Source organism: Mesorhizobium sp. B2-8-5 (assembly GCF_006440675.2).
Lineage (GTDB): Bacteria > Pseudomonadota > Alphaproteobacteria > Rhizobiales > Rhizobiaceae > Mesorhizobium.
Genome location: NZ_CP083951.1, coordinates 1,015,453 through 1,030,138 on the forward strand (window position 1 = coordinate 1,015,453; position 14,686 = coordinate 1,030,138).

Here is a 14,686-nt window from a genome sequence, read left to right on the forward strand (position 1 = left end):
CGGGCGATTGGCCGCGGGTATGAATTCCCGGCCGTGCCTCGCCGACGCCGCCCGCCGCGACGAACCGGCGCGGATACAAGGCAAGCTGAAGGGAAAAGGCCGGACCTGATGGCCCGGCCTTGCGTCAGTTCATTCGTCGTTTTGGCGGTTTGTGGCTCTTGCCTATTTGCACTTGGCGATCGAGGACAGCGCGGCCGAGATGCCCTTGAGCGAGAAGACGTAGGAGGTGGGGTTGCCGCGGCCGGACTTCGCCTGCACCTTCATGTCGGAGCCGGTCTTCATGGCGGCAATCAGCACCGGCTCTTCGGCGGCGTTCTCGACCCAGGCCGACTTGCCGCGGGTGAACATCGAGAAGGATTTCTTGTCGATGGTGACGGTGGCCTTCGAGCCTTCCTGGAAGTTGTAGCCGGCGATGAACTGCGGCTCGTAGGAGACCTGCTGTCCGGGCCGCTGGCTGACGAAGAAGAACATGTCGCCATGGTCGAGCGTCGCCGGCTGCTTGTCGGTGGGCACGGTCAGCACATAGCAGACCTTGCCGGCGGCCGACTGATAGCTGTAGGTGCCCCAGGCATTGTGCTGGCCGATCTTGGTCGCCTGTTGCGCCAACACCGGCACTGCCGAGGCCACCAGGACCAGGCTGGAAACTATAGCAATCAATCCGCGCATCGTTCTTCCCGTATTCCAAATGGTGCGGAGGCGGGCCGCGTGGCGTCCTGCCGTCGCTTCATTTTGATTTAATCAGGGTTACCAAACGGTGAATTGTCCTCGAAGAAAAGGAATTCACCCCAGGAAACCGCCACCATCCGCGCCGCCACTGTGGATCGAGGCCGGCGCGACGTCCCGGCGCGGAGTTGGATGCCACGAAAACGGCAAGAGTTTGTCTTTTCGCACGCGCTGATTTACGGGCGTGAGGCGAGGCGAGATCAGTTCTTGTCCGCCAGCGCGTCCCTGGCGGCCTGCCTGTGGGCAGGCGTGATATGGGCGCTGACGGCGGTGATCGCTGCGGTCAGCACGGCAAGGTCGTCGGTGAAGCCGAGGCCGACGACGAAATCGGGAATGAAATCGAACGGCAGGACGAAATAACCCAGCGCGCCGAGCAAGATTGCCTTGGCACGCATCGGCGTGTCCTTGTCCATGGCGCAATAGTAGGCGGCGACCACCTCGTCCATGAACGGAATCTGCCGCGCCGCCTTCCTGGCGGTGCGCCAGAATTTCTCGCGGACCTCGCCCTCGCCGGCAAGCTTGTCGCCGAAGCCGAAGAAATCGAAACCGGTACCTTGCGTCATCAGTCGCTCCTTGGCGGCCGCTCGCAACCCATGCGTGCCAACCCGCCGCGAAAGATGTGGTGAAAGCGGGGGGCTGCTACAAGAGTTTGGGCGGTTGCTTGGCCGGAAAATCGGAAAGGGATGCTGGCCAGCGGTGACCTGGCTGGCGATCGCCTAGTTTCTGCGATTGGCCGAGGCATCCCTCCCATCGTCTTCCAGGGTCTGCGGGCGTCGCTTCGCTCCTTGCTTCGCCTGGAATGACGAAGAAAGGCGAGTCTTTTCGCCTCAGCCGAAATACCGGTTCATCCGCTTTGCCAACTCGATATCCAACGCCGTCACGCCGCCGGCGTCGTGGGTGTTCAGCGTCACGTCGACGGTCTTGTAGACATTCGACCAGTCCGGGTGATGGTCCATCTTTTCGGCCGCCAGCGCCACGCGCGTCATGAAGGCGAAGGCTTCGGAGAAATTCTTGAAGACGAAGCTGCGTTTGATGGAAGCGCCGTCGGCGGCGAGCGACCAGCCTTCGAGTTCGGCCAGAGCCGTGGCGATCGCGTCCTTGGTCAGTTTTTCCCTGTTCATGTGTGGTCCCTGTGCTATTCGAAAATGGCCTGCACCATAATGCATGTCGCCCAAAAGTGCGCGGCGGTTTTGGGGTGACGACATGCATGAAAGCAAAGATTTAAACCTGCCGGATCGATGCGCGAAAAGCCCATAAAATCCATTCTGTTCGTCTGCCTCGGCAACATCTGCCGGTCACCGCTTGCCGAGGGCGTTTTCCACAGCGTGCTGGCCGAGCGCGGGCTGGCCGGGCGCATCGTGCTCGATTCGGCCGCGACCAGCGGCTGGGAGGTCGGCTCCGCGCCCGATCCACGCTCTGTCGCTGTGGCCGCAAAGCATGGCGTCGACATTTCAGGGCAGAGGGCGCGCAAGGTGCTGGCGGAGGATTTTTCGCGCTTCGACCTGATCCTCGGCATGGACAAGGCGAATGTGCGCGACCTCAAGGCGCTGGCGACAGCGACCGCGCGCGACCGGGTCCATCTCTATCTGGATTTCGCGATAGGAAAGACCGCGGACGTGCCGGATCCCTATTACAACGGCGCCGAGGCCTTCGCTTCGGTCTATCGCATGATCCGCGAGGCATCCGAGGCGCTGGCGAAGCGGCTCGAGGCCAGCGCTTCGCCGACCAGCGGCCAGGCTTCTTCGACGATGTAGGGGCCGCCGCCGACCGAATCGCGCGACGACATCAGGACGAAGCGGCCGACGCGGAAGGGCAGCGCCGCGAAATTGCCGCGCGCCGAAAGATATTGCGCGACATCGAGCGGGCTCCCATTGCGCAGGCGCGCCAGCGTCACATGCGGCGAGAATTTGCGCGGGTCGGCCGGCAGGCCGAGCCGCTGGCAGATGCGGTCGATCTCGCCCTGCAGCGCCGCCAGGTCGGGCGAGGCCGACACGCCGGCCCACACCGCATGCGGCTTCTTGCCGCCGAAGGCGCCGACGCCGGAGAGCGTCATTTGAAAAGAGGGGCGGTCGACCCGGTCGAGGGCGTTGGCGATCTCGTCGGCGACATGGCCTTCGACATCGCCGATGAAGCGCAGCGTCAGATGGTAGTTTTCGACGTCGATCCAGCGCGCTCCTGGCAACCCGCCCCGGAGCAGGGACAAAGAGAGGGCGGCATCACGCGGAATTTCGAGGGCGGTGAAAAGACGTGGCATGTGAAGCCTCCTGTCCTCGAATCGAAACTCTCGTCCCTAGCGAATCATCGATACAAGCGCGGGGCAAGAGCTTTGTTGTCCACAAAGTTTCCCCAGCGGAAACCGTGGCGTTTTGGACTCACGACGGGCCGCCATTGTCGGCGATCGCCCTCTCGACGGTGGGCAGGATGCGCTCGACGATCACGTCGACGCCCTTCGGATTGGGGTGCAGGCCGTCCTCCAGCTGCAGGTCGGGGTGGCCGGCGACGCCGTCGAGAAAGAACGGATAGAGCGGAACGGCATATTTAGCGGCAAGCTTCGGGTAGATGGCGTCGAAGGTCTTCTGGTAGTCGGCGCCGAGGTTGGGCGCGGCGCGCATGCCGGCGAGCAGCACCGGGATGTTGCGCTGCTTCAGCTTGCCCAGCATGGCGTCGAGGTTCTTCTCGGCGATGTCGGGAGCGACGCCGCGCAGCATGTCGTTGGCGCCGAGTTCGAGGATGACGAGCCTCGTGCCGTCCGGCACCGACCAGTCGAGCCGCGCCAGCCCGCCGCTCGATGTGTCGCCGGAGACGCCGGCATTGGCGACGGTGATGTCGAGGCCCTTAGCCTTCAGCGCCGCCTGCAGCCTGTCGGTGAAACCCTGGCCGGGGCCAAGGCCGAAGCCTGCCATCAGGCTGTCGCCGAAGCCGACGATGGTGAAGGTGGCGGCGCGCGCCGGCGTAATGGCGCCGCAAACGGCGAGGAAAAGCATGAGGGCTGCGGCAAAACGGTGTTTGAATGCCATGCGGCGAGCCCCATATGACCGAAACAACCCAAGGAAAGAGACACGGGCCGTCTCCTTTTTTCCACATATAGGGCACTTTCATTGTGACAGAAGCCGTCATCGCGCTGAGGGACGTATCGCTGACGCTCGGCGAGGGCGCGTCCTCCGTCCATGTGCTGAAGGGCGTCAGCCTCGACGTGGCGGCCGGTGAAGCCACCGGCATCGTTGGACCGTCGGGCTCGGGCAAATCAACCCTGCTGATGGTTCTTGCCGGCCTGGAACGGGTCGATTCGGGTACGGTCCAGATCGCCGGTGAGCTGCTCAACGGCAAAAGCGAGGACCAGATCGCATCGTTTCGTGGACGAAACATTGGCATCGTCTTTCAGTCCTTCCATCTCATTCCCAACATGACGGCGCTCGAGAACGTCGCGGTGCCGCTCGAGCTTGCCGGCCATGCCGACCCGTTCGGCGTCGCCGCGCGCGATCTCGCCGCCGTCGGCCTGAGCGACCGCGTGACGCACTATCCGGGCGAGCTCTCCGGCGGCGAGCAGCAGCGCGTGGCGATCGCCCGGGCGCTGGCGCCGTCGCCGCGCATCCTCATCGCCGACGAGCCGACCGGCAATCTCGACCAGGCGACGGGAAAGCAGATCGCCGATCTTCTGTTCGCCAAGGCGGCGGAACGCGGCATGACGCTGGTGCTGGTGACGCACGACCCGGCGCTTGCCGCGCGTTGCGCGCGGCAGGTCTCGATGCGCTCGGGGCGGATCGAGGACGCGCCGAAAGCCGTGAAGGTTCCCGCCTGATGCGGACATTGAAGCTCGCCATGCGCTTCTCGCTGCGCGAGATGCGCGGCGGCCTGTCCGGCTTCATGATCTTCCTTGCCTGCATCGCGCTGGGCGTCGCGGCGATCGGCGGCGTCAATTCGGTGGCGCAGGCGATTTCCGCCGGCGTCGCCAATCAGGGCCAGACGCTGCTTGGCGGCGATTTGCGCTTCCAGGTCAACCAGCGCAGCGCTTCGGATGCCGAGCTCGGCTTCATCAAAGGCCTCGGCACGGTCTCACTGACTTCCGGCATGCGCTCGATGGCGCGGCTGGAGGACGGCTCCGACCAGGCGCTGGTCGAGGCAAAGGCCGTCGACGACGCCTATCCGCTCTACGGCACGCTGGAGACGGATCCGGCGCTGCCGAAGGACCAATTGTTCGGCGAAAGGTCCGGCGTGTTCGGCGCCGCCGCGCCCGACCTGTTGTTCGACCGGCTCAATGTTCACATCGGCGACAGGCTGAAGCTCGGCGGCGCCATTTTCGAGTTGCGAGCCAGGCTGGTCAGCGAGCCGGATGCGGTGTCGGACGGTTTCGGTTTCGCGCCACGGCTGATGATTTCGCGCGAGGGCCTTGCCGCATCCGGTCTGGTGCAACCCGGCAGCCTGGTCGAAAACGCCTATAAGGTGCGGCTGCCCGACGGCGCGTCCGAGGCTCGGATCAAGGACATCCAGGCCGAGGCCGCGAAGGATTTCCCGCAGGCCGGCTGGTCGATCCGCACGCGCAGCAACGCCGCACCCGCGCTCTCAGCCAACATCGAGCGCTTCTCGCAGTTCCTGACGCTCGTCGGGCTGACGGCGCTGGTGGTCGGCGGCGTCGGCGTGGCGAATGCCGTGCGCGCTTATCTCGACGGCAAGCGCGGCGTCATCGCCACCTTCAAGAGCCTCGGCGCCTCGGGCGGTTTCGTCTTCACCGTCTATCTGGTGCAGATCCTGTTGATCGCGGGCCTCGGCATCGTGCTCGGGCTGATCCTGGGCGCCGCGATGCCGTTCGTGGCGAGCGCGCTCCTGCAGTCCGTCATCCCGGTGCCCGCGCAAGGCGGCTTCTATCCTGGCGCGCTCGCCATGGCCGCCCTGTTCGGCCTTCTGGTGACGCTGGCCTTCGCGCTGCTGCCGCTCGGCCGCGCCCGCGACGTGCCCGCGACGGCGCTGTTCCGTGAAATGGGATTCGAGAGCCGCGGCCTGCCGCGCCTGCCCTATACGGGCGCTGCTCTGGCGATCGTGCTGGCGCTGGCGGCGCTGGCGATCCTCTCGGCCAACGACTACCGCATCGCCTCGATCTTCGTCGGCGCCACGGTTTTCGCCTTCCTGGTGCTGCGGCTGGTGGCGATGCTGGTGCAGTGGACGGCAAAAAAGAGCCCGCGCGTGCGTTCCGTTTCGCTGCGGCTGGCGCTCGGCAACATCCACCGTCCGGGCGCGCTGACGCCATCGGTAGTGCTGTCGCTTGGCCTCGGGCTGACGCTGCTGGTGACGCTGGCGCTGATCGACGGGAATCTCAGGCGGCAGATCTCCGGCAGCCTGCCGGAGCGGGCGCCGAACTTCTTCTTCGTCGATATCCAGAGCAGCGACGTCGACGCCTTCGCCAGCCTCGTCGGCAAGGAGTCGCCTCGGGGAACACTGGTCAAGGTGCCGATGCTGCGCGGCCGCATCATGGCGCTCAACGGCGTCGACGTCGACAAGGTGAAGATCCCGGCCGACGGCGCCTGGGTGCTGCGCGGCGACCGCGGCCTGACCTATGACGCGAAACAGCCGGAGAACGCGACGCTGACCGAAGGCGCGTGGTGGCCGCAGGACTATCCCGGCGAGCCGCTGGTGTCGTTCTCGGCCGAGGAAGGCAAGGCGATCGGGCTGAAGCTCGGCGACACCGTCACCGTCAACGTGCTCGGTCGCAATGTCACCGCGAAGATCGCCAATTTCCGCCAGGTGCAATGGGAGACGATGGGCATCAACTTCGTCATGGATTTCTCGCCCAACACCTTTGCCGGGGCGCCGCATGGCTGGCTGGCGACGCTGACCGACAAACAAGCCAGCACGGCCGACGACGCAAGGCTGCTCAACGCTGTCACCCGCGCCTTTCCGGCGGTGACGACGGTGCGCGTCAAGGACGCGCTCGACATCGTCAACCGGCTGGTCGCGCAATTGGGCACGGCGATCCGCGCCGCCGCCGGCGTGGCGCTGATCGCCTCGGTGCTGGTGCTCTCCGGGGCGCTTGCCGCCGGCAACCGGGCGCGCATCCACGACGCGGTGGTGCTGAAGACGCTCGGCGCGACGCGGCGGACGCTGATTACCGCCTTCTCCCTGGAATATATGCTGATCGGCCTCGCGACGGCGCTGTTCGCGCTTGCCGCCGGCGGCATCGCCGCCTGGTTCGTGGTCGCGCATATCATGACGCTGCCGTCGCATTTCATGCCGGAGGTCGCGGTGGCGACGATCCTGGTTTCGCTGGCGGTCACCGTCGGAATCGGCCTTGCCGGCACCTGGCGGGTGCTTGGCCACAGGGCAGCGCCGGTGCTGCGCAACCTCTGACGGAGGGCCGAGAGCCGCCCGCCCGGTTAAATCTTTGTAAGAATGCCGCCCGGAAGACCCGAAAACCGGCCTTTTGCCTTCTCACAAAGCGTTACGGCCCGTTACCGTCTTGTTCTTGACGTCAAGAACCATCATATTTCGCGCTAGGCATGCTGGAGCTCCGCCAGCGGCGCCTGGTCCCGGGGACCGCTCCGAGCGGACCTGTCACCGGACGGGGCAGAAGCAACAGAGGATTTCCAATGGCTGATCCCATTCGCAACTACCAGACGTCCGCCGCCCCCGGCGCGCGCGTCGATATCGATCAGGGCCTGCGCGCCTATATGATCAAGGTCTACAACCTCATGGGGCTTGGCCTTTTGATCACCGGCCTTGCCGCCTGGGGCGCCTTCCAGCTCGCTGTCACCGGCGACGGCCAGTTGACCGCCTTCGGCCAGCTCATCTATGCAAGCGCGTTCCGCTGGGTCGTCATCCTGGCGCCGCTCGCCGCCGTGATGTTCCTGTCGTTCCGTATCCAGTCGATGAGCGTGGGCGCGGCGCAGGCCACATTCTGGGTCTATGCCGGCCTTGTCGGCCTGTCGCTGTCGACGATCTTCCTCGTCTACACCGGCACCAGCATCACCCAGACCTTCTTCGCCACGGCCGCGGCCTTCGGCGGCCTGTCGCTCTACGGCTACACGACCAGGCGCGACCTGTCGGCGTTCGGCTCGTTCCTGATCATGGGCGTGATCGGCTTGCTGATCGCGATGCTGATCAACATCTTCCTGCAGTCGTCGGCGCTTGGCTTCGCCATCTCGGTGATCGGCGTGCTGGTGTTCGCCGGCCTCACCGCCTACGACACGCAGAAGATCAAGGAGATGTATTTCGAAGGTGACGTCGCCGACGTCGCCGGCCGCAAGGCGATCATGGGCGCACTGCGCCTTTATCTCGACTTCATCAACCTGTTCATGTTCCTGCTGCAGTTCATGGGCGATCGCCGCTAGAGCAGTTCGCCGTTTCACGGAAACGGCGAACCCTCTATGCAATTCCGGACGGAAAACCGCGCACAGTTTTCCTGGAATTGCTCTAAAGGCGGTTACCCGGTCCCAGTGGACCATAGACTTTGCGAAGGGCGGCCCAACGGCCGCCCTTTCTTTTTGCGCAGTCCTCTGCTGTTATCGAGGCAGCAAAGAGAACTGCACAAATTATGAGCAATGTTGCGATCAGGGCCGCCACCGCGGCCGACCTCGACCGAATCACCGAAATCTATGCCGATGCGGTCACGCATGGCACGGCGAGCTACGAGCTGGAGCCGCCCAGCCGCGCCGAAATGGGCGACCGATTCGACGCTCTGGCGGCCGGCGGCTTTCCGTATCTCGTGGCCGAGAAGAACGGCGCCGTGCTCGGCTATGCCTATGCCGGGCCGTTCCGGCCCCGCCCCGCTTACCGATTCGTCATCGAGGATTCGGTCTATGTCGCGCCGGAGGCCAAGGGGCAGGGCGCCGGCTTCCTGCTGATGCAGGCGCTGATCGAGACGGCGCGCGCGGCGGGCTTCCGCCAGATCATCGCGGTGATCGGCGACGGCCACGCGGACAGCGCCTCGGTGCGGCTGCACGAGAAGCTCGGCTTCCGCCATTCCGGTCGCCTGGAAGGATCGGGCTACAAGCACGGACGCTGGCTGGACACGGTGTTCATGCAGCTTTCGCTGAATGGCGGCGCGGAATTGCCGCCCGATCCGAATTCGCTGCCGGAGCGAAGGTTCCGGATTCAAAAGGAATTGAAGAACTGAAGAATTGAGGAACTGAAGAAAAACGACTGCCGCACCGGCCGCCAAGCGCCCCTTTTCCTCAGTTCTTCAATTCTTCAGTTCATCAATTCCCCTTTTCCTTCACGCCTCGACGAGCTTCAGCTTGGCATCGAACACGCCAAGCACGCGGCCGAGTTCCTGGCTGCGCTTCAGGATGCGGCCGCCTGCGGCGATGACGGCAAAAGCACCTTGCCGGCGTGCCAGCCTGGGGTCCTTGACGATCTGGAAAAGCGGCACTTCGCTGGCCCGGCGGAAGACGGAAAAGACAGCGCGATCAGTGAGATGGTCGATCGCGTAGTCGCGCCATTCATTGGCCGCCACCATGCGTCCGTAAAGCCTCAGAATCTGGTCGAGCTCGCGCCGGTCGAATCGCACCGGCTGGTCGAGGCGGGCGTTGCGCGCCTCGTGCAACGGGATCAATATTCCGGATGCTTCCCCATCCTCCGTCCCGCTGCTGTGATCGGTCATGCCTCGATCCTTCGATTGAATCATGCGCCGGCCAAGGTTCGCGCTTTCGCGGTCGAATTGCAAGGCCTGGCTAAGCAGGCCCGATGGTCGCGCGGTTTCCCAAACGTCCAGTCACGTTTGCGAAACACATGTTGGAATTGGTGATGCTCTGCCACATTCTCGCCACAAATAATCCGCGCTCATGCCCCAATGTCCGACGAATTTACCGGCGTTGCCTGAGACGGTTCGGTCCGGCACCGGCTCGTAAACCCCAAGCCCCCCGCCCACGGGTCAGCGTCGGATCGAACCAACCTCGGTTTTTCCTTGGAAAAATCAGGTGCGACGATCCCAAAACCTGAATGACCGGCGTCAGAAGCAAGCTGACGCCGGTTTTTTGTTTTCCTTCACCCTTGTCTACGGCATGCACACATTTCCAAGCGGCTGGTCTTGGCGATAGCGTGAATGGCAGCTTGGCGCATGCATTGTCTTATGCAGCGCTGGTCGACCCCCACTCCGTCTCGGCTTCGCCGAGCCACCTCTCCCCCGATCGACGGGGTAGAGGAAAGGCGCGCCAGGCTTTTTGCCGACAACGCTCGTCCAGCAAGGCTCCCTTCCTTTCCCTCCGGAGGGGGGAAAGGTGGCGCTGCAAAGCAGCGACGGATTGGGGGAACCACGTGGCAATCAGGTCTTCGGCCGATCAATCACGCCGATCAAGGCATGCCGGCTATCCGAACTCCCAAAGATTGCCCTGCCTTGTGGTAAGAAGCGGTCCGCGCGCGAGCGGACGAGAAGCCAATTGCTAGAAGGCGGGAGCTAAAGCCGGTCGGGCTTGCGGATGAAGGCGGCGCCGAGGATCGGGCCGGGCATGCCGTCCTGACCAACCGACTGCAGCAGCACCGCGCAGCCGCCCTTCTTGGCGATCTCGGTCATCGGCAATTCGTAACGCTGCGCCTTGCCGTGCCACATGCCGGCGGTCTGGATGTCGGAAACGGCGTTCCAGTAGGTCAGGCTTCGGCCGCTGTTCTCGCCCTGGCCGATCTTCACCATCCGCGGCGGATCGAAATAGACGATCACCACATGGGCGTCGGTCGGGCCGTTGCCGGCATCGCCCGCGTCGATCACGACACGGTCGCTGGTGCGGCTGACCTTGATGGCGACCCGCATGCCCTCGCCGGTCCTGTCCATCCGCGCCAAGGCGCCGTCGACATCCTTGCGGCTGGCGCCGTTGACGTGGCTGCGGCCGTTGATGACGGCCTGCGGCGTGTAGACCGAGCGGCTGCCGAAGGCCCGCATATAGTCATACTGGCGCTCGGTGTTCTCCTTGGTGCTCAGCGTGTCCTGCCAGCCGAGATAGTCCCAGTAATTGACGTGGTAGGCGAGCGCGACGATGTCGTCCTTACCGGCGAGCTCGGCAAACAACTCGTCGGCCGGTGGGCAGGAACTGCAGCCCTGGCTGGTGAACAATTCGACCACGCCCAAAGGCTTGTCGGCTTGAGGCTTGCCGGTCGCGGCCTTCTCAGGCTCGGCTGCCAGGGCCACGCCGCCCAACGCCGTAAGGGCCAGCGCTACTGCCGCAAGCCGCAATCGTCCTCGAAATGCCATGACTTTTCCAATTCCCGCCGGTGACGCCGGCCTTGTTCTGATTGCTAAAATATGTGGCAGAAGCGCCAGTCAACGGGAAGTCACGTTGCGGTGAAATTTTTGCTGTTGCAGCCGCAGGTAAGGGCGCAATAGGAGAGGCGATTGCATTTCAAGGCGTGGTTCGATTCGGGAGCAGCATCCTCACCATGTGGCAAACTCTCCTGACCCCTGTCGATCTCTATTGCGAACGGACGGGGCCTGGACTTTGGGCCGAGCCGGCTAATGCTTTGACCAACCTGGCTTTCATTGCCGCGGGACTATGGGGCGTCCAGCAGGTGCGGCGATACAAGACCGGCGCCTTCGCCGAAGTGCTGGCCTGGTGGGTGGTGGCGATCGGCATCGGCTCGACCCTTTTCCACACCTTCGCCAGCAAAGGCACGATCTGGGCCGACATCCTGCCGATCGCCGGCTTCACGCTGGCCTACACGCTGTTCAACCTGCGGCGTTTCCTCGGCATGGAATGGGGCAAGGCGATCCTCGTCTTCGTCGCCTTCTATGCCGTGGCCGGCCTGATCGCCTTCGCCGTGCCCGACTGGCTGCGCCAGGCGTCGAACGGCACCACGGGCTACCTGCCGCCCTTCCTGGCGCTCGCCTTCTTCGGAGCGTGGGTGGCGGCCACCGGCAACCGGGCCGGCTGGTACAATCTGGCGGGGTCGGCGATCTTCGTCGTCTCGGTCCTCTGCCGCATGATCGACCCGCTGGTCTGCGCCAGCTTCCCGCTCGGCACGCATTTCCTCTGGCATGTCTTCAACGGGCTGATGCTCGCCGTGTTGCTGGCGGCGACGGCGCGGTTTGGGAAGCCGAAGGTAAGGCAGTAGTGAGTAGTGAGTAGTGAGTAGTGACGCTCTTTCCCCTACTCACTAATTCCTACTCACCACTCCCTATTTTACGCGGCCAGGTCGCGAAGCACGTATTGCAGGATGCCGCCGTTCTTGAAGTAGTCGAGCTCATCCAGCGTATCGATGCGGCAGATGATCGGCACGTTCTTCACCGTGCCGTCGCCATAGGTGACCTTGGCCACCATCTTCTGGCGCGGCTTGATGGCGTCCAGGCCGTCGATCTCGACCAGCTCGTCGCCCTTCAGGTTGAGCGAGGCCCATGAGGTGCCGTCCTCGAAGACGAAGGGGATGACGCCCATGCCGACCAGGTTGGAGCGGTGGATACGCTCGAAGGACTGGGCGATGACAGCGCGCACGCCGAGCAGATTGGTGCCCTTGGCCGCCCAGTCGCGCGACGAGCCGTTGCCGTATTCGACGCCGGCGAAGATCACCAGCGGCACGCCTTCCTGCTTGTATTCCATCGCAGCGTCGTAGATCGACATCTCCTCCTTCGAGGGATAGTGGATCGTGTAGCCGCCCTCGCGGCCGTTCTCGCCCAGCATGTGGTTGCGGATGCGGATGTTGGCGAAGGTGCCGCGCATCATCACCTCATGGTTGCCGCGCCGCGTGCCGTACTGGTTGAAGTCGGCGACGCCGACGCCATGCTCGGTCAGATACTTGCCGGCCGGCGATGCAGCCTTGATCGAGCCCGCCGGCGAGATGTGATCGGTGGTGATCTTGTCGCCGAAAAGGCCGAGCACGCGCGCGCCCTTGATGTCGCCGACCTTGCCGAAGGAGCGGCCCATGCCGGCGAAATAGGGCGGGTTCTGCACATAGGTCGAGTGGTCGTCCCAGGCATAGGTCTGGCCTTCCGGCGCCTTGACCTTCTGCCAGTAGGCGTCGCCCTTGAAGACGTCGGCATATTTGCGGGCGAACAGCTCGCGGGTGACGTTCTTCTCGATGAACTCCTGGATCTCGGCCGAGGTCGGCCAGATGTCCTTGAGATAGACCGGCTTGCCGTCGCTGCCTTCGCCGAGCGGCTCGGTGGTGAGGTCCCTGGTCACTGTGCCGGCCAGCGCGTGCGCGACGACGAGCGGCGGCGAGGCGAGGTAGTTCGCCTGGACATCCGGCGAGACGCGGCCTTCAAAATTGCGGTTGCCGGAAAGCACCGCGGCAGCGATCAAACCTTTATCGTTGATGGTTTTCGAGATCGGTGCCGGCAGCGGGCCGGAATTGCCGATACAGGTGGTGCAGCCGAAGCCGACCAGGTTGAAGCCGATCTGGTCGAGCTCCTTCTGAAGGCCGGACTTTTCGAGATATTCGGCCACCACCTGGCTGCCGGGGGCGAGCGAGGTTTTCACCCACGGCTTCTGCTTCAGACCGCGGCGGTTGGCGTTGCGCGCAAGCAGGCCCGCGCCGATCAGCACGCTCGGGTTCGAGGTGTTGGTGCAGGAGGTGATGGCGGCGATGGCGACGTCGCCATGGCCGAGATCGTAGTCGGTGCCTTCGACGGCGTAGCGCTTGGAAATTTCGGCCGCCTTCTTGTATTCGGTCTCCATCGCCTTGGCGAAGCCGGCGGGGATGTCCTGCAGCGCGACGCGGCCCTCGGGGCGCTTCGGGCCGGCCATCGACGGCACGACGTCGCCGAGGTCGAGCTCGAGCAGGTCGGTGAAGACTGGATCGGCCGAGCCTGTGTCGCGCCACATGCCTTGCGCCTTGGAATAGGCCTCGACCAGTGCGATGCGGTTCTCCTCGCGGCCGGACATGGTGAGGTAGCGGATGGTTTCCGAGTCGACCGGGAAGAAGCCGCAGGTCGCGCCATATTCCGGCGCCATGTTGCCGATGGTGGCGCGGTCGGCCAGCGTCATGTTGGAGAGGCCGGGGCCGAAGAACTCGACGAATTTGCCGACGACGCCCTTCTTGCGCAGCATCTGGGTGACGGTGAGCACCAGGTCGGTGGCGGTCACGCCTTCCTTGAGCTTGCCAGTGAGGCGGAAGCCGATGACTTCCGGCAAGAGCATGGAGACCGGCTGGCCGAGCATCGCGGCCTCGGCTTCGATGCCGCCGACGCCCCAGCCCAAAACGCCGAGGCCGTTGATCATGGTGGTGTGCGAATCGGTGCCGACGCAGGTGTCGGGATAGGCGGTGGTTTCGCCGTCCTCGGCGTTGGTCCACACGACCTGCCCGAGATATTCGAGGTTGACCTGGTGGCAGATGCCGGTGCCGGGCGGCACGACGCGGAAGTTGCGGAAGGCCTGCTGGCCCCATTTCAGGAATTTGTAGCGCTCCTCGTTGCGCTCATATTCCAGCTCGACATTGCGGGCGAAGGCCATCGGCGTGCCGAACTCGTCGACGATGACGGAGTGGTCGATGACGAGGTCGACCGGCACCAGCGGATTGATCTTTTCCGGATCGCCGCCGAGCGCCTTGATGCCGTCGCGCATCGCCGCCAGGTCGACCACCGCCGGAACGCCGGTGAAATCCTGCATCAGCACGCGGGCCGGGCGATAGGCGATCTCGACCCCGGCGGTGCCCTTGTCGGTCAGCCAGGCGGCGACCGCCTGGATCGATTCCCTGGTGACCGAACGGCCATCCTCGTTGCGCAACAGGTTCTCCAGCAGCACCTTCATCGAATAAGGCAACTGGGCGATGCCGGTGAGGCCGTTCTTCTCGGCCTCAATGAGGTCGAAGTAAACATAGTCCGCGCCACCTGCGGTCAGGGTGCGGCGGCAATTGAAACTGTCGAGGGATTTGGTCACGGCGATCCGTCCTTGTCTGTTCAGCCTGAAAGGGAACGGACGCCGTTGGCATGCAATCACGCGCAAAGGTGCGGGTACGGCCATTTCCGCTGTCCGCTCCCAAGCAACCCGAGCCGTTCAAGGCGGCGCGTGCGCTGGTTCGGCGCTAATTCTGATCCCGCGCCGACCGCTGGCAC

The 14,686-nt window shown here is 64.3% G+C and carries 14 protein-coding genes; 6 read left to right on the forward strand and 8 right to left on the reverse strand.

Features of this window, described 5'->3' with window-relative positions; all coding sequences use genetic code 11:
• Nucleotides 1–162: 162 nt before the first annotated feature.
• The 3 genes from FJ430_RS04840 to FJ430_RS04850 all read right to left on the reverse strand — a co-directional run bounded on the left by FJ430_RS04840 (nt 163) and on the right by FJ430_RS04850 (nt 1,844).
• Nucleotides 163–666 (reverse strand): invasion associated locus B family protein, encoded by a 504-nt coding sequence (locus tag FJ430_RS04840; protein ID WP_140658627.1) that lies wholly within the window; start codon nt 664–666, stop codon nt 163–165.
• A 257-nt stretch (nt 667–923) separates the two neighbouring features.
• Nucleotides 924–1,286, reverse strand: coding sequence for a YkvA family protein (locus FJ430_RS04845; protein WP_140647854.1), 363 nt, complete (start codon nt 1,284–1,286; stop codon nt 924–926).
• Nucleotides 1,287–1,550: 264 nt separating this feature from the next.
• Nucleotides 1,551–1,844, reverse strand: coding sequence for a 4a-hydroxytetrahydrobiopterin dehydratase (locus tag FJ430_RS04850; protein WP_140707239.1), 294 nt, complete (start codon nt 1,842–1,844; stop codon nt 1,551–1,553).
• A gap of 117 nt (nt 1,845–1,961) precedes the next feature.
• Between FJ430_RS04850 and FJ430_RS04855 the strand changes: the two genes are divergently transcribed.
• Entirely contained in the window at nt 1,962–2,477 is a 516-nt protein-coding gene (locus FJ430_RS04855; protein ID WP_140707237.1) for a low molecular weight protein-tyrosine-phosphatase, read from the forward strand.
• On the opposite strand, the gene thpR is transcribed toward FJ430_RS04855, so the two are convergent.
• Nucleotides 2,384–2,977 carry an RNA 2',3'-cyclic phosphodiesterase gene (gene thpR / locus FJ430_RS04860; protein ID WP_140647851.1) on the reverse strand — a complete coding sequence of 198 codons (594 nt, stop codon included), beginning with the start codon at nt 2,975–2,977 and terminating at the stop codon, nt 2,384–2,386. The two genes, FJ430_RS04855 and thpR, sit on opposite strands and share 94 nt — an antisense overlap.
• 118 nt (nt 2,978–3,095) lie before the next feature.
• Entirely contained in the window at nt 3,096–3,740 is a 645-nt protein-coding gene (locus tag FJ430_RS04865) for an arylesterase (RefSeq protein ID WP_140707235.1), read from the reverse strand.
• A gap of 83 nt (nt 3,741–3,823) precedes the next feature.
• Here FJ430_RS04865 and FJ430_RS04870 point away from each other — a divergent pair, with 83 nt between their 5' ends.
• The 4 genes from FJ430_RS04870 to FJ430_RS04885 all read left to right on the forward strand — a co-directional run bounded on the left by FJ430_RS04870 (nt 3,824) and on the right by FJ430_RS04885 (nt 8,827).
• The gene (locus tag FJ430_RS04870; RefSeq protein WP_140647849.1) at nt 3,824–4,522 is read left to right on the forward strand and encodes an ABC transporter ATP-binding protein; all 699 of its coding nucleotides are present in this window, start codon (nt 3,824–3,826) and stop codon (nt 4,520–4,522) included.
• Complete coding sequence (locus tag FJ430_RS04875) at nt 4,522–7,062, forward strand: ABC transporter permease (protein WP_140707233.1); 2,541 nt, start codon at nt 4,522–4,524, stop codon at nt 7,060–7,062. Before FJ430_RS04870 ends, FJ430_RS04875 begins: the two co-directional genes overlap by 1 nt.
• 239 nt (nt 7,063–7,301) lie before the next feature.
• Nucleotides 7,302–8,042, forward strand: coding sequence for a Bax inhibitor-1/YccA family protein (locus tag FJ430_RS04880; RefSeq protein ID WP_140707231.1), 741 nt, complete (start codon nt 7,302–7,304; stop codon nt 8,040–8,042).
• A gap of 203 nt (nt 8,043–8,245) precedes the next feature.
• The gene (locus FJ430_RS04885) at nt 8,246–8,827 is read left to right on the forward strand and encodes a GNAT family N-acetyltransferase (protein WP_140707229.1); all 582 of its coding nucleotides are present in this window, start codon (nt 8,246–8,248) and stop codon (nt 8,825–8,827) included.
• A gap of 99 nt (nt 8,828–8,926) precedes the next feature.
• Here the strand turns inward: FJ430_RS04885 and FJ430_RS04890 are convergent, their stop codons facing one another.
• Nucleotides 8,927–9,313, reverse strand: a complete 387-nt coding sequence (locus FJ430_RS04890; RefSeq protein ID WP_140645995.1) for a DUF2794 domain-containing protein — start codon at nt 9,311–9,313, stop codon at nt 8,927–8,929.
• 792 nt (nt 9,314–10,105) lie between these two features.
• A complete protein-coding gene (locus FJ430_RS04895) occupies nt 10,106–10,894 on the reverse strand; it encodes a DUF1223 domain-containing protein (protein ID WP_140707227.1) in 789 nt (262 codons plus the stop codon).
• A gap of 185 nt (nt 10,895–11,079) precedes the next feature.
• Between FJ430_RS04895 and FJ430_RS04900 the strand changes: the two genes are divergently transcribed.
• Entirely contained in the window at nt 11,080–11,751 is a 672-nt protein-coding gene (locus FJ430_RS04900) for a ceramidase domain-containing protein (protein ID WP_140707225.1), read from the forward strand.
• A gap of 68 nt (nt 11,752–11,819) precedes the next feature.
• Here FJ430_RS04900 and acnA read toward each other — a convergent pair whose 3' ends face one another.
• A complete protein-coding gene (gene acnA / locus FJ430_RS04905; protein ID WP_140707223.1) occupies nt 11,820–14,510 on the reverse strand; it encodes an aconitate hydratase AcnA in 2,691 nt (896 codons plus the stop codon).
• Nucleotides 14,511–14,686 lie beyond the last annotated feature (176 nt).